Here is a 19,827-nt window from a genome sequence, read left to right as displayed (position 1 = left end):
GGTTTAAAATTAGGCTGTCGCCCTGAGCCACCTACTTATAAATCAGGTTTGTAAAGCATATAAACCATCCCCTTCATTCATCTACATATTTATCTATAGTTATTGAGTAGTGACGTATTTTTATATCGGAGTCAATAAATCCCTTCTTCTGCGCATTCACAAGTGTTCCGTACATATATTCTCTTCCTACTGGATTACTAGTATGTATATGTATCTTATCAGCTCTTAAACGATTTAAACAAATATACTTTACCAAATCATAACCTGTTTTCAACAAGTTCCCTTTACTATCTTCCCCTAAGTCGTGATCTAGTGAAAGGATATGTACATAATAATTCTCTAAATAGTAAATGGCTTCTTCTATTGTTCTTGCTATTACAAAGCCATCTGGACACGCTCTCTTATCGTCTAAATACAAATTAATACTTTTTTTCTTACTCATTTCAAACTTCCCCAGTCATTAATCTTTAGAAGTAGCAGTTCTTCTTCTGTAAAAAGCCTTTTTACTTCCCTTGAATCAATAAATTGTTTAATAAAAGAAATGAGTTTTTCTTTTTCATCAGCGGAAATAGCCAACTTTCTAACCTTTGCATTTACAAACGCTTCTTGTTCAAGGCTATATTCCAAGTTTCTTAAATACAATTGTTCGGAATCCTTTACTCGTATAACCATACCTTGAGATAACCTTGAAAAAACTAAGTCTATATTTGTGTCCGTAGAAAGAATTAGTTCTTTACCTTCCTCTATTCCTTGTGTTCCAATAATATGTTCCTTGTGATTGTAATCCCCATTTATAAGTTTCTCAATAAAGTGCTGGTATCGCGTTTCTTGACCTTGCTGATAGTTATTTAGAATACATTCATATTTGTTCATTAACTTCATTAACAATTCTTTATTCACTCGCACTTTTTTGCCGCTAGACTCAAGGGATATAGCATCCCCTTCTTTTACTACAGATAGCTTTGTATACTGTTCAATGTTACCAGCAGCTAAATCAAAATCCGAAAAGCCAACTTCAGCAATTACCCGACTATTAACTACTTCAAATTTGGCATCACATCGCAACATTCCAAACTCTCTAATGTCTTTTATATGAACCGAATTATACCCCTTCTCTAACAAGTTTTCGTTCCCCAATAAGTATCTGAATAACTTATCTTCTTTACTTTGAAATAATTTTTGTAATAATTTCACCGCAATCCCCCCAGGTCAAACAGTTTATAAAACTTTTAAACTATTCTCTTCTTTTATTTAAAAGAAAAAGCCTTATCCATTTGTCCGGATAAGGCCTAACGACTAAATTTCATTCATCAATAGTAACTCTAGGTTATTTTCTCTCTATTCTATGCTTTTTTGCTAGGTTGTTACGTATTTTTTTGAAAATCCGCAAACGCCTAAATATACATAAGGGAATTATATTAGAGAAAAGTATGTAAGAATGGGTTTAACCAGTTTTTTGTACAGTAAAGGATAATTCGTTTTCCAGTATTGCTTCTATTTTCTCCATTTCATCAAACCAAACTTCCACTAACTTAATTTTATTTCTTTTACAATATGTACGCTTTAATTGGTCCCTTTTTTGTTGGTTAACAAGATCGTTTATAGTTTTATGGAATCGAGGAGTAAACTTTTTATGCTGCACTCCTTGAAACTCTATAACTATATTATATTTAGGTAAATAAAAGTCCATAGGTAACGTTTTATAATGCACGCAATTATGATCTTTCCATTCACGAATAAACAATACACCATTCGCTTCTAAGAATCTTCTTATTCTTTCTTCACCTTTAGATATATGGCAATGAGGACACCCTGAACCTTTTCTAATATGGTTAGGAGCAGCTTCGAACGAGTTTTTACACCTATTACAACTATGCCTAATTTTAGTCTTGGAATTAATGTATTCATCTATTACTGTAATGTCATTACCGTGGATTTCCATCACAGACTCTACATATGTTCTTTTAGCCTCCGTGTATCCCCAACTACATAGCGGGCATCCCGATTCTGAATTTTGAATATGAAAAGGAGTGGTAGGCCAGATATGCTTACATTCTCTACACTGAAATTCAGTTGTGCTTTTCTTATGTACATATTCACCCAGCATCTTAACATCTGTTCTACTCTGCATATAGTTCATAAAATTCTCTTTAGCTTTTTGAACCCTGTCAATTCTAGCTTTAATTAATAATTCTTTGCTTTTTCTTATTCTCTCCGTGTTTTTAATCCAACAATCCGGACAACCTTTCCAGCGGTTGGTGTACCTCGTAATATTTGAACCCACAACATCCCAGTGATACCTACACTCTAAACAGCAAAGGGATACTACCCAACGTTGATCATTACCTTCCTTTTTATGCATTCCTAGTATCTTTAAAGTCTTAAATTCGTTTAGCTTATTTAAAATATTTTCTTTAGCCTTTTCTGAGCGTCCAGCGTTTAGTTTCTTTAGAAAACATTTTTACAAGCATTAGAACTTTTCTTTTTCCTAACCAACTCTCCTGCTCTAGGAATTGTCTTTATTTCATCGCATTGTTTGCATCTATATGTAATAGGCTTAGCAGAACCCAAGTATGGACTTAATATCTCAATTTGATCCTTCATTTTCTCTGTAACGCGTCTTAAAAAAGCCGCTTCCTTCGTTGGTGTCATTTCTAAGCTCCCTTTTATATTTTTAGTTAATGAATTTTATTTCACAAAAAACATAAAAGGGAATGGTTAAAACTATAGAAATGTAATATGTTAATCTTTTTTTAAAAGAAAAAAAGAGACTTAAAAAGTCCCTTTTGTAATATATACTGTTAAATTGCTAATGAAAATTGGTTTTGTTCTTGCTTACCATTCTCCATCCACTGCCCGTAGAATTCTTTTTCAAACAGGCTATCATCTATTTCTTCTAAGTATTCGTCATTAAACTCTTCTGTTATTTCTTCTTTGCTTTTGTTTTCTTCATCAACCTCTTTGTTTAGTTTATCTATTTGACTGAGTTGGCTAATCATTTTTTCAGTTGGTAGTTACGTTCGCTTTTTGGAATGTATAATCCAAATTCAGAGTTATTAAAACCCACCGTACCTATACCTTCATACTCTTCATTAAGACAACCCTGTTCATCATAATAATCCATAAAGATGATTGGCTTTCTGAAAGCTTCATTAGCATTATCAAGAACAAAGTCAGCACGATCCTCTTCGGGAATATCTAGCACTTTTTCGTACCATTTATTCGTCAGTAATAATCGCCACTCCTCTTCTGTAACATCTAAAGTTTCTGTTAAATTACAAGAAGTGTAAAAATATAAAAACTTCTTCATTTTCTTTTTAGGAACAGCAGTTTCCGTTAGCTTATTTAACTCATACTCTAGATTATGCTTTTGTATAAATTCCTTAGCTTTTATAAATGCTGTGTATCCGTCAGCTGTAGTTGATTTGTAAACTGTAATTTTTTTCATATCATTCTCTCCCTTTAATACGTTCCTTTAATCTAGTCTCATTGTAGAAGCATTTTTTTGTTTGTGAAAAAATACTCTAAATTTCTAATTTCAACTTATCGCTAAGGTTTATCCTACTTTTTTTAAAATAGTTGATTAAATAAAAAATGAGGTGTTTCATATGACTAATTTATTAGAGGTTTATAACGAAGTTAACTACTCTAATTCTCGTCCATCAATTAAAGCTGTTCTAGATGAATTAAAGTTACTTAACTTTCACAGAGAAAGATTAGGAAAGATCCAAAGGTTTAGTTTTCATTTTACTTATAGAGAAAAAGAATACACTTTAGAACATTATTTTCTGTACCATTGGAAAGGCATAGACAACTGGTTTAAGCTTAAGAAACCCTCATTCTTCACAATAGCCCCATTCAGTTTAAATAAGAACGATTTATGTAAATTATCTGAGGAATTAATGGTGGCCGTTAACAAATGGAATAGAATTGAAGCTTAACCCTTCAATATACCATCACTCTAAAAACAACCTAGCTAGATTCAATATTAAATTCGAATCCAGCTAGGTTGTTTTGCTATTTTTAATACTTAATTAAAAGAAAAAGTCGGCAGTGTTAAATTGCCAACTTTTAATATTTATTAACCAAATGAAAACAAGTCCATTTGTAGTTCTACTTCCTCGTCTTTTTTCTTAGGCTTTTCTATTTCAAAAGCTGCAGATATAGATATTGATTTCTTTCTGGTTGAAATTTGTTGTATCGAAGTTATTCGAGGTCTTTCTTTAACTGTATTTACAACACCTTGTTCCATTCTTATTTCCAGTATTCTTTTATATATATCTTGAAACCATTTAGGCATTTTACTTATTCCTACTACAGGATCTGGTTCCTTCTCGTTAGGCTTTGTATAGGGTAAATAAAAACAAAGGATTGTATTATTATCTAAAAGCCTAATGTTTCCTCTACCGCTACGTTTATAGGTTTTATTAGCAAACATATGACATTCTCCATCAAATAGTTCATCTTGGCACCCAAGATAGTGATTATCTAATGTCATAAAGTATTTTATTAACTCTTTAAAGTGACTTTGATTATTCAAAACAAGCTCTCCTTTTCCATCCCAGTATCAAATAGCAATTTCAAGCTGTTGAACTGAATTATCTAATTCTCTTTTTTTCTTTGGTTCAAATTCATTAAAGAGCAACGAACCTTGTATACCTTCACCAATATGTTCAAGTGATGACAAAGCAAACACATTGTATGCCAAGCATCTCTCTTTCGACCAATTGTTCATTTTTTCTGTTGATTGCTCTTCAAAACTGTATATTTGATTTGTCTTTCTCCCCTGTATCCATCCAGAAGAGTCAGCTGAGAAGAAAGGAAACTTTAATAATAAGTCAGAAGATCCCCCAAGCCAGTGAAAACATTGTTCAGGGTGTCTCTTGAAGATTTCTTCAAACAACTCTTCTTTAACCTTGTTTTGTCTCTGTGGACCGGCATTTTTGCCAAGAGGAACGGTTGCTCCTAAAGCAATAATTTCGTAATCCTCACTGACCATTTCTTTAAGTAATTCAAAATCACTATCTCTCCAATTAGCTACATCACAGTGCCAAACCGGTATTGGTGATTTTCCTGTTAGTTGCTTCAACTGATTGAAATTCTGAGCCGATGCTTTTGCATCCCCTATTACATCTAGATTGAAATAACCATAGATCATATCACTATATTTGTTAAGAACAGCTGCAAAATCGCTTACTGTTATCTCTTTAACTACGTTCATTTCCGCTTTTTGCTTAGCGGTAAGAGAATTATATCTTGCAGCGTTCATTAACATTTTCCCCTTTTCTAAAGCGTTATGAATACTGAAAGCGCCAGAATCTAGAATCATTTTTAAACCATTATCTTTTAACTTATTCATAAATGCTTCTAGACTTTTCCCCTTTTCTCTTAGATAGAAATAAGAACAGAGTATAAAAGTACCACCATTATGAACAATTGTTTGAAAGTCAGCTTCTGAGCATCTATCCATACCACTAAAGAAAAATCTCACTCCAATTAATCTTATTTGAAGAACTCCTTTAACGGATTTCTGGATTCTTGCTACTTCAAATAGAATCATCTCTAGTAAACCCATTAAAGCAGAGTTATAGTTAGAGTATTTCTCAAGTTCTTTTCTACTTACAATTCTTTTATAAAGAATGAACGAGATAGCTTGTTCAATTTTTTGAATAGAAATAGAAAACTTTTCTTTAGAAGTATCCGTTTTTATGACCAGCTTTTCCTTGGTTACACCTACTATGTTGTTTCGTCTTTTGGTTCCGGTTAAAAAGTACCTTGGAACGTTAAAACCAAACTTACTAACTTTCCTAATAAAAGGTTTTAAAATTTGTTTTGCTTTAATATCAAATTGATTTCCTGGTAACGCCATATTCATTTAACCTACTCCTTTTGATAAATATTTTCCATATTATAGAGTAATTTCTTTATGTTTTATGGAAAAAACAATATTTCAGAACGTGTAAAAGAAATGGCTCAACAATGCAATCATCCTTTATAACAGAACATCAACTTAATCCACACAAAAAAAGGAAGATATATTATCTTCCTTTTCTAAACCGTGTTTAATTAATTATTTAATCTTTAATAATTCTAGAAATCTCCCTATGCAACTCTGTTCGATTTCCAACAAACGAATGTTTTAGAAAGTTAATTTTGTACAAGCTGTTGTTAAGCTTTTCAATTTCCTGTAGTAACAATCCTACTTTCAAAGCCATTGACGTATGCTTTTCGACATCCATATAATTACACTTCTCAAATTCGTTGATATATGTATCCCATTGCTTTTTAATTCTGCTAATTTCCATCTCAAGTAACTCCTTTTAAAGTTGTTTTCCAGAAGCTTTAATTAAGTTGCTTTAAATATATTATTGAGATAATCTTATGTGGAAAAAAGATTATATACCCTATGGAATTTTTTAATTGTATCACCGCATAATGAAACACATTTATAACTCGCAGTTTTCTTTCTAGCAATATTAAAGTAAAAAAACTACAAAAAAAAGACCGCTAGACTCAACAATTGAGTTTAACGATCTTCCCTTATGCCAATAGTTATAAATTAGTTAGCTGCAGGAGCTTTTTTTACTAGCTCCTCAAGTAATTGCTTTAAACCTTCTTGACTTAATGTTACTTTACCGTTAGCCAGTGTAACGTTATCTTGTGAAACTTCACCAGTAATAGCGCAAGCGTTATTCGGTTTATATTTTTTTAAGACAATTTGATCACTATCAACAAAAATTTCAACTGGATCTTTTTCTGCGATTTCTAAAACTCTTCTAATTTCTTTTGGAATTACGATACGTCCTAAATCATCTACTTTTCTAACCATTCCTGTTGCTTTCATTGTTGTTTCTCCTCCGTTGTTAACATTTAATATAATCTATTTAGAAATACTTAGTGTTTTTTACCTTATTTAGAATAATAAAACTATTAATATAATTATTGCGCATTCATTAAAAAAATTCCACGGTAATTCTTTACAATAAAAAACACCTTTTTACACTTTTGAAAATTCTAAAAGAAACAAACCGTTCGGTTTTGTACCTTTTATGTTTTTCGTGCATTTTATTTATTTCGCTTTTTTTATTTTACTTTCTTTCGACAAAAATTGCAAAACAAATTTTAAAAAATCGCTAAATATTTGAAGTAATTCTAAAAACTCTTATAATATTCAAACTTAGTCAGAAAGAGGGTGATTCCAGCAATTATAGAATTTTTAGTTATCATAGCGTTTGTTTTCTTGTTATTTACCGCTTTGTATGCGGGTATTTTCTTTTTCGTCTCTAAGGTAGATTTCTTAGGCATCTACACAGCTTCTTTCCACGATGCTTTTCTATTTATCTTAGTGCTTAATATCTTGGTCTATCTTTCAAGCTTCCTCATTGGAATAGTTTTTGTAAAGATTGCCGAAAAAAACAACATTCAAAAACCAAATAATGTTATTTTGTTTTTACTCTCTTTTCTTCTGCCTTTAGCATATTGGCATTTAACCGATATTCTTTTTAGCACAGTCTCTATCTCTTTTTGGAGTCTTTTAATCTTTTCATTAATAATGGCAATTTTCAATATGGGAAATTTAAAGACACAAATAAATAAGCGTACAGAGAAACGTGAAGTTGAATACGAAGGTAATGAAGAGGAAAAAGATTAAACGGCTGCACAACCGCCGTTTTTTCATATATTTGTTCTTTTTTACTTATTTAGAGTTCATTTTATACTGGTTTTTAGCGATATATCCGCTCTTTCTAACATCACTATTCCAATTACTCAAATATACTAAGAACAATTTTAATAATTCACTATTGGTGAATCTAAATTTTATTTTTTCGTTTATGAATTTCTTGTATAACACCTATTAAAAAAATCAACCTCATTAAAGAGATTGATTTGTCATTTTGTGATAGCAGCTAAAGTTTTGTGAACAAGACGATCACATCTTTCAAGCTCCATTCTTACCTGTTTTTGATATAAATCGGCTTTGTTTTTATCAATAATTCTGTAGTATACAACCTCTTGTAGTTTCTTACCTTGGCATTTCCTCTTTTTTTGCTCTACAATTCCTTCTTCCATTAGTTCGTGCAGGGACTTATAAATTTCTGAATGGTTTGGGCGATAGCCTACATCTCTATATTGTTCACGAATAAAATCCCTAAATTCTAATCCATACAAATTTTCAGTCTCAATCATTGTAATTAAACAAGCTTTTAACATTGCACGTTGTTTAATCATAAAACTGCGACCTTGATGTTCTCCCATTAACAATGTCCCCTTTCACATAAATGTATTTTTATTAATTTTTACTAAAGTTAACATTTTGTAACAATTACTTAATATTAAGGACAAGAATTTTTTCTTATACTTATTTATAAAAGAAACTGTTCTGTACATTTCTAACTTCACTTTTCAAATTCCTCTAATTCGTGAATGTATTTCAGGAAGTTACACTATTCTACAAAATTTAAGGTATAAAGCTCTTATATCTGAGTCTTAATATAGTGATTCACACACTGCCTAATGGCTTAATACTTTTACAAAAAGGGGATGTTTGCGATAAAAGCTAATACTTACGCAAGAAAAGTTAATGCTGGTAATAAGTTAATTAATCAGATTAAGAGCTATATCTATTTACTAAAGCGAAAGACCAACTTAAGGATTAATTACAGCGCTAATCAACCAGAGGACAACAAAGCAATTAAAGGATTTACAATATACTTAGAACACCAAGGACAACAACAATCGTACGATATTACTCTTAATGAGGCAGAATTACTACTTTTATTTTTAAACTCGTACAAGAAAGGTTCTGTAACTTTTTTTAAGAGTGATGATATGAATAGAGGATCCATTGAAATACCTAAGTGGGCAAGGCAACCTCTTTCCCAAAAAATACAATACGTATTTGATGAACGCTCTTTAACTATGCGATAAAAGAAAGAAGGACTATCAGCATTCTTTGATAGTCCTTCTTATTATTTCTTTCTGATCTTTCCAAGCTATTGTTTTTACAGGTTTCTTTTTGATTTTTTTCTTTTTAATAAAGAAACCAGAATGACACTTACCACACATTATTGTACGAGCAGCAGCTTCTAAATCCAAGGTTACTATGTTCTTACATTTATCATTTGAACAATACATTTTTATTCCGTCAGTAACTTTTTTTATTACTTCTTCTGTTTTTTGAATACGTTGTAGTTTTCTGTGGTTCCCAAACCTCATATATAGTCATCCTTAATTATTTAGTAACAATATTATATATGGTTTGAAAAGAAAGCGGGAAATTAATACACCCTATTTCTTTTGTTGCTTTCCCCTAACAACACTTTCTCCTACAATCTATTAACCACCGTTTTTTCGCTTCTACTTTAAATTAAAACGGCAAAGAAATGTTGTACAAAGAAACAAAGTAGAAACCTTAAATAAGGCTTCTACTTTGTTTCTAACGCGTTTTATTATATTATTGGTTACTTTACATTAAATAATAGCATTTAGCTTAATTTGATAACTCTAGTCTGTTTAAGAGGCGCCTTCTTTTTAAGTTTCTTTAATAGCTTTTGCCCTCTCTTCTTTTCCTTTTCACTAATTTCTCTTTTCATAATGTTCACTCCGTCCCAAATTATAAATAGTAGTTTTAGTGTGAACAATTTTCTATTTTTCTAAACATACAAGTAGAAAATCTCTCATATAGTATAAAAAATATTATTTGGGAGGATTTATAATGAAATCTTATAGCGCCGCTAATTTATTAGGTAAAGAAATGCAGTCTCAACATTTTGTGGACAGGTTAGCTACCTTTTTCTCCTCTGCTTTTAACAAAGAAGCTGAAATAGAAATGGCTGTAGAGGTACCCCAATCTGTTTATCTTAGAACCAGATTAATGTGTGAGTTTTTAGAAGCAAACTACGAAGTCCCAGTAAGCGTAGGAGAGTTTGTTAGCGCCTTGTTTATTGATTTTATACACAGAAATATGAAAAAACACAATCCGAAAAAAGTATGCGATGAATTGACTAAATATGTAACACCCACCGAAAATTTAGAAATTAACGATCCAATGAACAATAGAATATATTTAGTTAAAAAGAAAGAGCATTCTACTTATATCGTTGGATTCTCATTAGATAAAGTGAACATTAGAAGAGGGGAAATGATTCTTGCAGAAATTGACGAGCTCACCGGAAACTATTATACGGTAGAAGAATTAATAAGTAGGCTGTGGAACAATTTCGTAAAGGGATTTTCAGAAGGCAGTAACGAAAAAGCAATTGAGAAGATATTTAAAATGATAAGCACACACCTAAAATAAAAAAAGAGGGTAAAGAACCCTCTTTTTTATCCTAACATATATGCTTGTGTCATATATCTTTGTTTATATTCTTTTAAGTAAGGCAGTATTTCTGGTTGAAAGCTAGGTCCGAATTCCATATATGTCGAGCGCTTAATTCCGCATATATAACCTCTATCTTTGTACATATGATTTTTAACTAGTTCGACCACATATTTTTTATCTTCAAATAAGAAAACAAATTGAATTTTACCATTATTTAAATCCGTCACTGTTTCTAAAAAAGCTTTTGTCATAAAACGTTGCACTTTATTTTTAAAGGTTTTATTTACAGCTCTATCGGTTATATATTTCTTTTGTAAGCTCTTCCAACCTAAGTTAATAATCATTTTCGTTCTCCTTCAAATCATAGCCAATTTATATTTACGCACTGTCAATTTTATTATCATTTTTAAAACATACATTTTTTATATATGTTTAACTATATCCAAATACCCTTATTTTAATTACAATAAACAGCATTTTTGCTAATTACAAAATTTATTATACAGCTTTTTAATGAACTGAATATGTCTTATCATTAACAATTGCATTTCATTTTGTAATAAACTTGTTTAATTATTCACTAATTTATTATAAATGACATTTATAGAAAATAGTGTTATACATTATTTGCATTTATGTTACTTAATATTCTATATTATACCATTAAAGAAATAGAAAAAAAGTGACTTACTCACTTTTTTGTTCATCAAACCTATTATAGAAGTCCTCTAAAGCATTGTACCCTTTTTGTTGAAGTCTCCAATTTTTAGCTGCTACCTCAATTAGGCTAGCGATATCTCTTCCTGGGCGAATCGGGAGTTCTATTAACGGTATATTAGCTCCTAAATAGTTAGAACTCTTTTCATCTAAACCCACAGCATCGTAATATGTGCCCTTTTCCCAAGGTAATAAACAAATATCCAAGTTTATCTTTGTTTCACTTTGAATAGATCCTGCACCGTATAAGCGGGGCACATTTACAAAACCAATTCCTCTTAAACTTAAAAATTCGTGATTCATTCCGTTATGAGTACCTATTAATGCTGTTGGACCAATCTTTCTAAGTATTATTAAATCATCTGATACTAACCTATGCCCTCTTTCTATGAGTGATAAGGCCACTTCACTTTTCCCTATACCACTTTCTCCACGAATAATAATACCTACTCCAAAGACATTTACACATACTCCGTGAATAGCTTGTTCAATAGCTAATTCTTTTTGGAAGAAACTATAAAGAGCGGTAATGAAATTAGTTGTAATCTCTTTTGTTTTAAGGACAGTTACATTATGTTCGTTAGCAGCTCTTACAAAGAATTCTGTAACAGGTAAATTTCTAGTGATAATTATACAAGGCGGATTTAACTTGAAATATTTATTTAATCGCTCTTGTTGATCACTTACTTTTAAAGATAACAAATAGGTCATCTCTTGCTTACCAAGAATATGTATACGATCTTTAGGCAAGAAATCGTAGAAGCCTGTAAATTCCAAACCAGGTCTATATATTTCCTCCGAAGTTATGTTTTGATTATTTATGCCTTTCTCTCCTGCTATAACTTCCAAGTTAAATGTATTTATTAATTTATTCAGGTCTATAACTTTCATTCTCGAATCACCTCTTATTCGAGAACATCATATTTAAAATTAAGAAAGTATCAATTAATTAATTATTAAACTTTTAATAGCATCTTCTTTATATATGTTTAAGCTTGTTTATATCATTATTTGTTCTTGTTTATATCTTCTTTATATATGTTTAAGCTTGTTTATATCATTATTTGTTCTTGTTTATATCTTGTTTATATCTTGTTTACGGAAGCTTGAACCTCTTGTCTCCCAAGGGATTCAGAAAGCAAAGCAGTAACTATTTCGGGCAATGAAGTAATCTTTTCGGGCAATGAAGTAATCTTTTCGGGCAATGTAGTAACTTTTTAGGGTAAACTTAGTAATTATTTAGGGTTATAAACAGTAACTATTTCGGGTATTGTAGTAACTATTTCGGGCAATGTAGTAACTTTTTAGGGTCTTCTTTTTATGTAACAGCAAAAAGGTAGGTTATATTATTATTTTAAGCAAAAGATTAGGCAAATTATAACCAAAGTATACTTCCGCTTGCTTCTTCTCCACACAATCAACTTCAAATATTCTCAATTGAAATTAAATTCCTCTTATTTAAGCAGTACAAAAATAGGGTTTTTAATATAGAATAACCCACCCCTTATTTAAATATTTTTCATTTTTTCGCGAAAATATATTGTAAAATACTTCAAATCGAAAGAAATGAGGTATTAAAATGTCGAATGACAAGAAGACATTAATTTTCAGCGGAAATAACTTAGTCACAAAAGCAAATAGTTTTGTTGAAGCAGCTTATAAACTAGGAGTAACTGAACAAAAAGTCTTATTGTGTATTGCATCAAATATTCGTCCTACAGATAAGGACTTTCAAACATATACCTTTTCAATAAATGAATTTAAGAAATTAATTAATTCAAAAGCAAAAAGTATATATAAGGATATTGACGAGATTACTCAAAGGCTAATGAGCAAACCTTTTATAATTCTAAACGAAAAAGGTCATCCCACTAGAATTAACTGGTTATCTAAGGCCACTTATAATAAAAGCGAAGGAACTGTAACAGTTAGGTTTGATCCAGATTTAAAACCGTATTTTCTCGCTTTAAGTGAAAAGTTTACAAAATATAAGTTAGAAAATGTTATCCACTTAAAGAGTAGCCACAGTATTCGTATGTTTGAACTATTAAAATCCTATGAAGGATTAACAGAGAGAACATTTACTTTAGTAGAGTTAAGGGAGAAGTTAGGTATTGAAAATAAATATTCTTCCTGGATTAACTTTAAACAAAAAGTATTAGATCGTGCTCAAAAAGAACTAGAAGAAAAAACAGACATCTCTTTTACCTATATTCCAATTAGACAGGGTAGACCAGTTGTAAAAGTGAAATTTAAAATCAAATCAAATCTTTTGCTTAAAGCAATTGAAACAGAAAATATAAAAGAGCGACTGGATAAGATTGTTGAAAATCCAGATATAATTGAATTACATAATGCTTGTGTCCACTCCGGTTTTAATGCTCCTGAAAATATTCTAAATGACTGGTTATTAAAATACGAAAAGGAGAATATTATATCTGCAATCAAGTTAGTCGGAACGCGCAAGAATATTAAACATTTTATGCCTTATGTTACAAAAATTCTGTCCGAACAAGTTAAGGAAGCTGAAGCAACTGTTCAGTTAGAACCTAGAGAGCAGTTAATTCAGGAGCTTATTAGTGAATACACTCCTAAAGGTGTAACTAAAAAAGCGGACCCTATTACTGAATTCCTCTTAAGGTTTGATGCAGTAGAAAAATTTGTGAAAATAATGTCCTTAGAGGAAGCAACTTCTCTATGGGAAGATAGAAAAGAAGAAATTTTATTCAAAATAAACAAAAATAGAGAAAGCTCTCTTATTAGTAACACGCGAAAATAAAGAAGGAATTCAATTTATCTTTTAAATATAAAAACACTCTTTATGAGTGTTTTTTTTGAAATAAAAAAACCGGCAGCAAAGCTACCAGTTTTTTATTACCATTGATAAGGTTTGATAATAGACATAATAAGTAAGCTAGAAACTATAACTGCAAAAAAAGCAGCAAGAACAATACGTGGTACCATATCCCTCTTCCCTTCGTCCGGCTAATTTTAATTCGTTTTGCAATATTCTAATGGAAGCCAACCATAAATCTTTAATTTTTCATTGATGTAAAATGTTTACACTTTTGTCATAGTTATTTACCCCAAGGGCATTAAAATATTCATATTTTTCAAAATTCTCTTTTATGTTTTTTTGTATATATTTTTTTGCACACTTTTATAATAATAAGCTAATCTATTTGTGATTTCCACAAACATTTTTAGGAAAATGAAAAAAGAGATAAAAGTCTTACTTCTATCTCTTTAAAGTTCTTATATATTAATTTTTGCAATGTTTAATTGCTCTTTTGCTATTGAGAGAATACTCTCTTTTAACTTAGTTTCTTCCTCTTTATAAACTACTGAATCCGCTATGCCTTCAATTAATTTATTGACCTGTAATTGAGAGGCATATAGCAGCCTTCCTTCAACAAAGCTTTTCCTATCTTCTTCTCTCCAAAAAGTCCATTGCATTTCCAGCGAATAATACTCTTCGGGTAGTAGCTTTTCTATCGCTTTAAATACCGCCTCTATATCATTATAATCAATAAGCACATCAGCCTCAGCTTGAGAAAAGTATGTAATGCCAGTGTTTACACTATATTTAAAATCAATGGTTCCGTAAACGTCAGCAAAATCAATCTTAATTTCCCTAAATAAGCTTTCATAATTCCAACTAATATCAAATTCAATAGTTTTAATATAGTCCATAAGGTCATCAACCTTCACTTCGCCATCTAAAGAATGTGTTACAAACTCCTCAAAGTCCTTTTCCCATTCTGACGCTGTTATAATTTCTACCTCGTTCTCAACCTTTTTTATAATTCTCTTCATATCATCAATTTTAGAAACCATATTAATTCTCCTTTTGTCTCATATTTCATAGATTATATGCTGTAATTGTTTGTTTCGTAGAAAAAATACTTTTTTGTTTAGCGGATCAGTTAGAAAGAAGACCGTCTATCATATGCCCAAAATCTAATGCAACCTTATCCATCTTTGCTAATTCAACACATATTATATTTGCTGGAATACCTGCAGATACAAATGCTACGTCATAATCATATAATTTTGTTTGTTCAACTACATTGTTAATAGAATTAAACCCATTAACGGGTATAGAAGCTACAATGCTGTCATACCCCTTTTTCTCAAAATACCTTTTCCCCTCTTCCATCCTATTGCCAATTAGTAAAATTTTTTTACTCTTCAATAAATCGTGATACAAAGTTGTGGATTTGTTTAGGTGATAGTTAATAACAGAGTGAGTTAAATTTAAATCCTTTAGTGGGAGTTTATAAAAAGTAGCCAACTGATTAAATAAACGTTGATAAGCGGGGAATCTTGCTGTGGGTATTCCTATGGCAGAAGCTTGAAGAAGGTTTCTTGTTAACTGGTCTCTATATTTATGATTAGGAATATCTATCCCTGCATATGAAAGAAATTTCAAACGGGGATTTCTTGCTATTTCTTCACTATCCAGTAAGATATCGTGAGCTAGCGCTAGTAGTTCACCATCTCCAAGTCTTATTAATGAATATCCCTTTTTTTCTTCAAGAGCATCTTTTATTTGAGCTTGTATTTCCTTAGCATCTTTTAGTGAAATTATATTTTTTTCTAATGCCTTAATCCCTGCTTCAATAACCTTCTCAATATTGTGAGGGAGGTATTGATTAGCTTGGAGCCTTTTAGCTATTAATTCTTCTCCTCCTCTATAAATACCCTCAGCTGCTATACTTTTTATGTCTTGTTGATCCATATAACCAATTTTATATATCTCATCCCATTCTTTATCAGTGAAACTATATCTGTCTCTATTACCCATTTAACACACCTCCAATATATTGCCTTTCTAGCTAATAATTTTCATAATGTCAATTTAAACTTAACTTAAATAGAACTGCTGAATGTTTTATCCTTTAAGCGCTGTTAATTCCTCTCTTCCGTATTTCACTGAGGCGCTCTTTTAATTTTTTTTTTAGAAATTGGGTTTTATCTCTAGACAAATTTAAAGAAAAAGCATATACTACATTTAACAATTAACATTTTGTTAAATAATAAAAGGATAAAAAAACAAAAAATTAAATATATATGTAAGGGGGAAACTCAATGTCAATTCAACAAGAATCAAACCACAACAATGCAGATAAATATCCTCGACCATACGGATACACTTCTGATATTGCTGTTTTCACTATTGTTTCTGAAAAAAACGAAGAATATAAACCACCTCTTATGAGCTTAAAATTAATGCTTATTAAACGAGCAGATTTAAATGCCGAAGGCGAAATAAATATAGAAGCTGGCAAATGGGCTTTACCTGGTGGATTTGTTCACCCGAGTGAGACAGCATTTGAAGCCGCTAAACGTGAGCTAGAGGAAGAAACAGGTGTAAACGGAATTCACATTAAACACTTCGGTGTTTATGATAAGCCTGGACGAGATGAACGTGGTTGGGTTATTACAAATGCTCATTATGCAATTGTTCCAGAGTATTCATTATCTAAGAGAGCAGCTAACGACGATGCAGCCGAAGTAGATCTTTTCTCGTTAGAAGAAGCGCTTAATTTAGACTTAGCTTTTGATCACTATGAGATAATCACAGAAGCAATCGAAAACATTAAAAGAGATTTATTACAGACAGATATAGCGGGAAACTTTTTACCAAAACACTTTACTTATTCAGAGTTACAAGCGGTCTTATTAACGGTAACAAGCGATTCGGCAATAGCTAGTGACCAATCATTTGCTAGAAAAATTAAATCTCTCCCCTTTCTTGAACCTGTTATTGGAGAAAAGACACAAAGAACTTCAAAAACTCCGGCTCAGTTATATCGTTTCATTGATGCAGATGTAGTAAAACCTATTTACACAGCGAGATATTAACTTATTTTTTTAATTATAATAATTAACAATATGTTAATAGTTAAATGTAAATGCGAATCTTGATAGGAGGAATTTTAAATGAAAAAAGCATTAATAAATATAGATTACACAAACGACTTTGTAGCAAGTAATGGCGCTCTTACTTGCGGAAAACCTGGGCAAGATATTGAACAAGAAATTACTCGAGTTACACAGGAATTTATAAATAATAACGACTATGTAGTATTTGCAATTGATTTACATCACAAAGGCGAACAGCATCATCCAGAAGCAAAACTATTCCCTCCTCACAACATTGCTAATACAAAAGGTAGAGAGCTTTACGGAAGTCTTAAAGAGGTTTATGACACAAACAAACTTAATCCTAATGTCTACTGGATTGATAAGACTCGATATTCTGCTTTCGCTGGCACTGATTTAGATTTTAAATTGCGTGAGCGTGGGATTACAGAATTACACATCGTGGGTGTATGCACGGACATCTGTTGCCTGCATACACTTGTGGACTCGTTTGCGCTAAATTACAAACCTGTTGTACACGAAAAGGCAGTAGCAAGTTTTAATCAAGTTGGCCACGAGTGGGCAATACAACATTTTAAAACCGCTCTGGGCGCAGAAATTGTATAACCCCTTCCCTTCTTAAGATGAAGTCGATAAAAACCAACAGAATACGAATGCAACATAAATTATCAAATTCAAAACTCATACATTTTATATTTGGAGGTAATCAAAATGAACAACTATACAGATGACAGCTTAACTCTTCACACGGATCTTTATCAAATCAATATGGGCGAAACTTACTGGGACGACAACATCCATAATAAAAAAGCGGTATTTGAGGTATTCTTCCGTAAGTTACCATTTGGAAATGGATACGCAGTATTCGCTGGTCTAGAAAGAGTTATTCAGTATTTAAATGACTTTCGTTTTAGTCAAAGTGATATTAACTACCTACGAGAAGAATTAGGTTACAAAGAGGATTATTTAGACTACCTTTCAACTCTTCAATTTACCGGCACAGTACGCTCTATGAGAGAAGGAGAATTAGTCTTTGCTAGCGAGCCTATCCTTCGCATTGAAGCACCACTAATTGAAGCTCAATTGGTAGAAACAGCTATCTTAAACATTGTGAACTATCAAACTCTTATTGCTACTAAAGCAAGTCGCATTAAACAAGTCATCGGTGAACAAGTTGCAATGGAGTTTGGTACTAGACGTGCTCAAGAAATGGATGCTGCAGTATGGGGAACAAGAGCCGCTTATATTGGTGGATTCTCCGCTACATCAAATGTGAGAGCAGGAAAGATGTTTGGCATCCCCGTTGCAGGTACACACGCTCACGCTATGATTCAGGCGTATCGCGATGAATACATTGCTTTTCATAAATACGCAAATCGTCACAAAGAATGTGTATTCCTAGTAGACACATACGACACGTTAAAATCTGGTGTACCGAATGCTATTAAGGTAGCCAAGGAGTTAGGTGACAAAATTAATTTTAAAGGCATTCGTTTAGATAGCGGAGACTTAGCTTACTTATCTAAAGAAGCTCGCAAAATGCTAGATCAAGCTGATTTTAAAGATACAAAAATTATTGCTTCAAATGATTTAGATGAAGAAACAATTGTTAACCTAAAAGCTCAAGGAGCAAAAATTGATATTTGGGGAATTGGCACTAAGTTAATTACAGCATACGATCAACCTGCGTTAGGAGCAGTTTATAAACTAGTTTCAATCGAAGATGAAGATGGAAATATGGTTGATACCATTAAGATTAGCGGCAACCCAGAGAAAGTATCTACACCAGGTTTAAAGCGTGTCTACCGCATCATTAACCATTCTAATAATAAGTCAGAGGGAGATTATATTACCCTAGAGCACGAGCAGCCACAAGAGGAAGATCACTTAAAGATGTTCCATCCTGTTCACACGTTTATCAGCAAATTTGTTTCGAATTTTGAGGCAAGAGAACTACACACAACAATCTTTAACGAAGGTGAATTGGTGTATACCTCTCCTACTCTTCAAAGTATTCAAGATTTTGCTGAAAGCAACCTTACTCTACTATGGGATGAATACAAACGTACTAAAATGCCAGAAGAGTACCCAGTAGATTTAAGTCAACAATGTTGGGATAACAAGATGAAACACATCGCATATGTACAAGAAAAAGTAAACAAAGAGATTAAGAAGCGTAGCGTCCGCTAATTTCACTTTAATATAAATTTCAATGCAATTACCTAGGAGGAATTAAAAATGGCTAAAATCGGCATCTATGGCTCTTCATTTGACCCAATTACAAATGTTCACTTATGGACGGCAAGCACAGTGGCACATCGCTGCAAATTAGATAAGGTAATCTTCTTACCTTGCTCTAATAAAAGACGAGATAAAAAGATGAATACTGAGGATATTCATCGCTGGAATATGATTAACCTAGCAATCGAGGGGAATGAAAACTTCATAGCAGATGATTATGAAATGAAAGAGGAAGCTTGGAAAATTAATACCTATCAAACAATGCAATATTTCAAAGAAAAATTTAAAGGTGATGATGTTTATTTTATTATGGGAGCCGATTTACTAGTCGATATTGGCAATGAAAAATGGAATCATTCAGAGGAACTTGTAAAAGAAAACAAGTTTATCATTATGGCCAGAAACAATATTGATATGACTGAAGTAATCGCTAAGTCTCCTATCCTCCGTAATAACGATGACGGTAGATTTCGCCTTATGAGCAAGGGATTAGCTATGGAAATAAGCTCTACGTACATTCGAGAAGAATTCAGCCGTGGCGGTGAACCTAGATACCTATTACCTGAAGCTTGCTATGAATACTGTAAAAAGAATTCTTTATATAAAAAAAGCAAGTAACAACATTTAATAAAACTATTTCAATTAATTTTTAGGAG

At 31.8% G+C, this 19,827-nt stretch carries 25 protein-coding genes; 9 read left to right on the top strand and 16 right to left on the bottom strand.

The genetic code is table 11. The annotated features are described in order from the left end of the window. Window positions 1–73: 73 nt before the first annotated feature. The 6 genes from WKH56_RS06135 to WKH56_RS06110 form a co-directional block, all read right to left on the bottom strand. Window positions 74–442, bottom strand: coding sequence for a cyclic-phosphate processing receiver domain-containing protein (locus WKH56_RS06135; protein WP_316910677.1), 369 nt, complete (start codon window positions 440–442; stop codon window positions 74–76). Next, entirely contained in the window at window positions 439–1,194 is a 756-nt protein-coding gene (locus WKH56_RS06130; protein WP_342834892.1) for a hypothetical protein, read from the bottom strand. Before WKH56_RS06130 ends, WKH56_RS06135 begins: the two co-directional genes overlap by 4 nt. Window positions 1,195–1,444: 250 nt before the next feature. Then, window positions 1,445–2,362, bottom strand: a complete 918-nt coding sequence (locus tag WKH56_RS06125; RefSeq protein WP_342834891.1) for a zinc-ribbon domain-containing protein — start codon at window positions 2,360–2,362, stop codon at window positions 1,445–1,447. Between the two features lie 86 nt (window positions 2,363–2,448). Next, window positions 2,449–2,652: a hypothetical protein gene (locus WKH56_RS06120; protein ID WP_342834890.1), complete on the bottom strand. Its 204-nt coding sequence runs from the start codon at window positions 2,650–2,652 to the stop codon at window positions 2,449–2,451. A 149-nt stretch (window positions 2,653–2,801) separates the two neighbouring features. After that, entirely contained in the window at window positions 2,802–2,999 is a 198-nt protein-coding gene (locus WKH56_RS06115; RefSeq protein ID WP_342834889.1) for a hypothetical protein, read from the bottom strand. Continuing rightward, a complete protein-coding gene (locus tag WKH56_RS06110) occupies window positions 2,996–3,448 on the bottom strand; it encodes a hypothetical protein (protein ID WP_342834888.1) in 453 nt (150 codons plus the stop codon). Before WKH56_RS06110 ends, WKH56_RS06115 begins: the two co-directional genes overlap by 4 nt. A gap of 160 nt (window positions 3,449–3,608) precedes the next feature. On the opposite strand from WKH56_RS06110, the gene WKH56_RS06105 reads away from it, so the two are divergent. Continuing rightward, on the top strand, window positions 3,609–3,941 hold the full coding sequence (locus WKH56_RS06105) for a hypothetical protein (protein ID WP_342834887.1): 333 nt from the start codon (window positions 3,609–3,611) through the stop codon (window positions 3,939–3,941). A 140-nt stretch (window positions 3,942–4,081) separates the two neighbouring features. On the opposite strand, the gene WKH56_RS06100 is transcribed toward WKH56_RS06105, so the two are convergent. The 4 genes from WKH56_RS06100 to WKH56_RS06085 form a co-directional block, all read right to left on the bottom strand. After that, a complete protein-coding gene (locus WKH56_RS06100; RefSeq protein WP_342834886.1) occupies window positions 4,082–4,540 on the bottom strand; it encodes a hypothetical protein in 459 nt (152 codons plus the stop codon). 27 nt (window positions 4,541–4,567) lie between these two features. Continuing rightward, window positions 4,568–5,875: a hypothetical protein gene (locus tag WKH56_RS06095; protein ID WP_342834885.1), complete on the bottom strand. Its 1,308-nt coding sequence runs from the start codon at window positions 5,873–5,875 to the stop codon at window positions 4,568–4,570. Window positions 5,876–6,074: 199 nt separating this feature from the next. Next, complete coding sequence (locus WKH56_RS06090; RefSeq protein ID WP_342834884.1) at window positions 6,075–6,305, bottom strand: hypothetical protein; 231 nt, start codon at window positions 6,303–6,305, stop codon at window positions 6,075–6,077. Window positions 6,306–6,559: 254 nt separating this feature from the next. Continuing rightward, window positions 6,560–6,844, bottom strand: coding sequence for an AbrB/MazE/SpoVT family DNA-binding domain-containing protein (locus WKH56_RS06085; RefSeq protein WP_316910685.1), 285 nt, complete (start codon window positions 6,842–6,844; stop codon window positions 6,560–6,562). Window positions 6,845–7,192: 348 nt separating this feature from the next. Here WKH56_RS06085 and WKH56_RS06080 point away from each other — a divergent pair, with 348 nt between their 5' ends. Next, window positions 7,193–7,651: a YrvL family regulatory protein gene (locus tag WKH56_RS06080; RefSeq protein ID WP_342834883.1), complete on the top strand. Its 459-nt coding sequence runs from the start codon at window positions 7,193–7,195 to the stop codon at window positions 7,649–7,651. Between the two features lie 239 nt (window positions 7,652–7,890). On the opposite strand, the gene WKH56_RS06075 is transcribed toward WKH56_RS06080, so the two are convergent. After that, on the bottom strand, window positions 7,891–8,256 hold the full coding sequence (locus tag WKH56_RS06075; protein WP_316910687.1) for a helix-turn-helix transcriptional regulator: 366 nt from the start codon (window positions 8,254–8,256) through the stop codon (window positions 7,891–7,893). A 285-nt stretch (window positions 8,257–8,541) separates the two neighbouring features. On the opposite strand from WKH56_RS06075, the gene WKH56_RS06070 reads away from it, so the two are divergent. Beyond that, window positions 8,542–8,928 carry a hypothetical protein gene (locus tag WKH56_RS06070; RefSeq protein WP_342834882.1) on the top strand — a complete coding sequence of 129 codons (387 nt, stop codon included), beginning with the start codon at window positions 8,542–8,544 and terminating at the stop codon, window positions 8,926–8,928. Between the two features lie 15 nt (window positions 8,929–8,943). On the opposite strand, the gene WKH56_RS06065 is transcribed toward WKH56_RS06070, so the two are convergent. Continuing rightward, a complete protein-coding gene (locus WKH56_RS06065) occupies window positions 8,944–9,216 on the bottom strand; it encodes a hypothetical protein (protein ID WP_342834881.1) in 273 nt (90 codons plus the stop codon). 499 nt (window positions 9,217–9,715) lie between these two features. Between WKH56_RS06065 and WKH56_RS06060 the strand changes: the two genes are divergently transcribed. Next, window positions 9,716–10,300: a hypothetical protein gene (locus WKH56_RS06060; RefSeq protein WP_342834880.1), complete on the top strand. Its 585-nt coding sequence runs from the start codon at window positions 9,716–9,718 to the stop codon at window positions 10,298–10,300. Window positions 10,301–10,326: 26 nt separating this feature from the next. On the opposite strand, the gene WKH56_RS06055 is transcribed toward WKH56_RS06060, so the two are convergent. Both WKH56_RS06055 and hprK read right to left on the bottom strand, forming a co-directional pair. After that, on the bottom strand, window positions 10,327–10,668 hold the full coding sequence (locus tag WKH56_RS06055; protein WP_342834879.1) for a hypothetical protein: 342 nt from the start codon (window positions 10,666–10,668) through the stop codon (window positions 10,327–10,329). A 343-nt stretch (window positions 10,669–11,011) separates the two neighbouring features. Next, complete coding sequence (gene hprK, locus WKH56_RS06050) at window positions 11,012–11,932, bottom strand: HPr(Ser) kinase/phosphatase (protein WP_342834878.1); 921 nt, start codon at window positions 11,930–11,932, stop codon at window positions 11,012–11,014. A gap of 688 nt (window positions 11,933–12,620) precedes the next feature. Here hprK and WKH56_RS06045 point away from each other — a divergent pair. After that, window positions 12,621–13,820 carry a replication initiation protein gene (locus WKH56_RS06045; protein ID WP_316910692.1) on the top strand — a complete coding sequence of 400 codons (1,200 nt, stop codon included), beginning with the start codon at window positions 12,621–12,623 and terminating at the stop codon, window positions 13,818–13,820. Between the two features lie 476 nt (window positions 13,821–14,296). Here WKH56_RS06045 and WKH56_RS06040 read toward each other — a convergent pair whose 3' ends face one another. After that, on the bottom strand, window positions 14,297–14,878 hold the full coding sequence (locus tag WKH56_RS06040; RefSeq protein WP_342834877.1) for a hypothetical protein: 582 nt from the start codon (window positions 14,876–14,878) through the stop codon (window positions 14,297–14,299). A gap of 85 nt (window positions 14,879–14,963) precedes the next feature. After that, window positions 14,964–15,848 (bottom strand): GT-D fold domain-containing protein, encoded by an 885-nt coding sequence (locus WKH56_RS06035; protein ID WP_342834876.1) that lies wholly within the window; start codon window positions 15,846–15,848, stop codon window positions 14,964–14,966. A 284-nt stretch (window positions 15,849–16,132) separates the two neighbouring features. Here WKH56_RS06035 and WKH56_RS06030 point away from each other — a divergent pair, with 284 nt between their 5' ends. The 4 genes from WKH56_RS06030 (at window position 16,133) to nadD (ending at window position 19,789) form a co-directional block, all read left to right on the top strand. Further along, window positions 16,133–16,909, top strand: a complete 777-nt coding sequence (locus WKH56_RS06030) for an NUDIX domain-containing protein (protein WP_342834875.1) — start codon at window positions 16,133–16,135, stop codon at window positions 16,907–16,909. A 78-nt stretch (window positions 16,910–16,987) separates the two neighbouring features. Beyond that, window positions 16,988–17,536 (top strand): cysteine hydrolase family protein, encoded by a 549-nt coding sequence (locus WKH56_RS06025; protein ID WP_342834874.1) that lies wholly within the window; start codon window positions 16,988–16,990, stop codon window positions 17,534–17,536. A 105-nt stretch (window positions 17,537–17,641) separates the two neighbouring features. Continuing rightward, complete coding sequence (locus WKH56_RS06020) at window positions 17,642–19,120, top strand: nicotinate phosphoribosyltransferase (RefSeq protein WP_342834873.1); 1,479 nt, start codon at window positions 17,642–17,644, stop codon at window positions 19,118–19,120. Window positions 19,121–19,168: 48 nt separating this feature from the next. Further along, a complete protein-coding gene (nadD, locus tag WKH56_RS06015) occupies window positions 19,169–19,789 on the top strand; it encodes a nicotinate (nicotinamide) nucleotide adenylyltransferase (RefSeq protein ID WP_316910697.1) in 621 nt (206 codons plus the stop codon). Window positions 19,790–19,827: the final 38 nt, after the last annotated feature.

The sequence above is a fragment of the Priestia sp. SB1 genome, assembly GCF_038898415.1.
This window is presented reverse-complemented; position numbering and strand designations above follow the sequence as displayed.

What these genes read in the sequence shown, in the direction of transcription:
- WKH56_RS06135 (WP_316910677.1), bottom strand. Translation starts at nt 442, where the DNA reads ATGAGTAAGAAAAAAAGTATTAATTTGTATTTAGACGATAAGAGAGCG.
- WKH56_RS06125 (WP_342834891.1), bottom strand. Translation starts at nt 2,362, where the DNA reads ATGCATAAAAAGGAAGGTAATGATCAACGTTGGGTAGTATCCCTTTGC.
- WKH56_RS06120 (WP_342834890.1), bottom strand. Translation starts at nt 2,652, where the DNA reads ATGACACCAACGAAGGAAGCGGCTTTTTTAAGACGCGTTACAGAGAAA.
- WKH56_RS06115 (WP_342834889.1), bottom strand. Translation starts at nt 2,999, where the DNA reads ATGATTAGCCAACTCAGTCAAATAGATAAACTAAACAAAGAGGTTGAT.
- WKH56_RS06110 (WP_342834888.1), bottom strand. Translation starts at nt 3,448, where the DNA reads ATGAAAAAAATTACAGTTTACAAATCAACTACAGCTGACGGATACACA.
- WKH56_RS06105 (WP_342834887.1), top strand. Translation starts at nt 3,609, where the DNA reads ATGACTAATTTATTAGAGGTTTATAACGAAGTTAACTACTCTAATTCT.
- WKH56_RS06095 (WP_342834885.1), bottom strand. Translation starts at nt 5,875, where the DNA reads ATGAATATGGCGTTACCAGGAAATCAATTTGATATTAAAGCAAAACAA.
- WKH56_RS06090 (WP_342834884.1), bottom strand. Translation starts at nt 6,305, where the DNA reads ATGGAAATTAGCAGAATTAAAAAGCAATGGGATACATATATCAACGAA.
- WKH56_RS06085 (WP_316910685.1), bottom strand. Translation starts at nt 6,844, where the DNA reads ATGAAAGCAACAGGAATGGTTAGAAAAGTAGATGATTTAGGACGTATC.
- WKH56_RS06075 (WP_316910687.1), bottom strand. Translation starts at nt 8,256, where the DNA reads ATGGGAGAACATCAAGGTCGCAGTTTTATGATTAAACAACGTGCAATG.
- WKH56_RS06070 (WP_342834882.1), top strand. Translation starts at nt 8,542, where the DNA reads ATGTTTGCGATAAAAGCTAATACTTACGCAAGAAAAGTTAATGCTGGT.
- WKH56_RS06065 (WP_342834881.1), bottom strand. Translation starts at nt 9,216, where the DNA reads ATGAGGTTTGGGAACCACAGAAAACTACAACGTATTCAAAAAACAGAA.
- WKH56_RS06060 (WP_342834880.1), top strand. Translation starts at nt 9,716, where the DNA reads ATGAAATCTTATAGCGCCGCTAATTTATTAGGTAAAGAAATGCAGTCT.
- WKH56_RS06055 (WP_342834879.1), bottom strand. Translation starts at nt 10,668, where the DNA reads ATGATTATTAACTTAGGTTGGAAGAGCTTACAAAAGAAATATATAACC.
- hprK (WP_342834878.1), bottom strand. Translation starts at nt 11,932, where the DNA reads ATGAAAGTTATAGACCTGAATAAATTAATAAATACATTTAACTTGGAA.
- WKH56_RS06045 (WP_316910692.1), top strand. Translation starts at nt 12,621, where the DNA reads ATGTCGAATGACAAGAAGACATTAATTTTCAGCGGAAATAACTTAGTC.
- WKH56_RS06040 (WP_342834877.1), bottom strand. Translation starts at nt 14,878, where the DNA reads ATGGTTTCTAAAATTGATGATATGAAGAGAATTATAAAAAAGGTTGAG.
- WKH56_RS06035 (WP_342834876.1), bottom strand. Translation starts at nt 15,848, where the DNA reads ATGGGTAATAGAGACAGATATAGTTTCACTGATAAAGAATGGGATGAG.
- WKH56_RS06030 (WP_342834875.1), top strand. Translation starts at nt 16,133, where the DNA reads ATGTCAATTCAACAAGAATCAAACCACAACAATGCAGATAAATATCCT.
- WKH56_RS06025 (WP_342834874.1), top strand. Translation starts at nt 16,988, where the DNA reads ATGAAAAAAGCATTAATAAATATAGATTACACAAACGACTTTGTAGCA.
- WKH56_RS06020 (WP_342834873.1), top strand. Translation starts at nt 17,642, where the DNA reads ATGAACAACTATACAGATGACAGCTTAACTCTTCACACGGATCTTTAT.
- nadD (WP_316910697.1), top strand. Translation starts at nt 19,169, where the DNA reads ATGGCTAAAATCGGCATCTATGGCTCTTCATTTGACCCAATTACAAAT.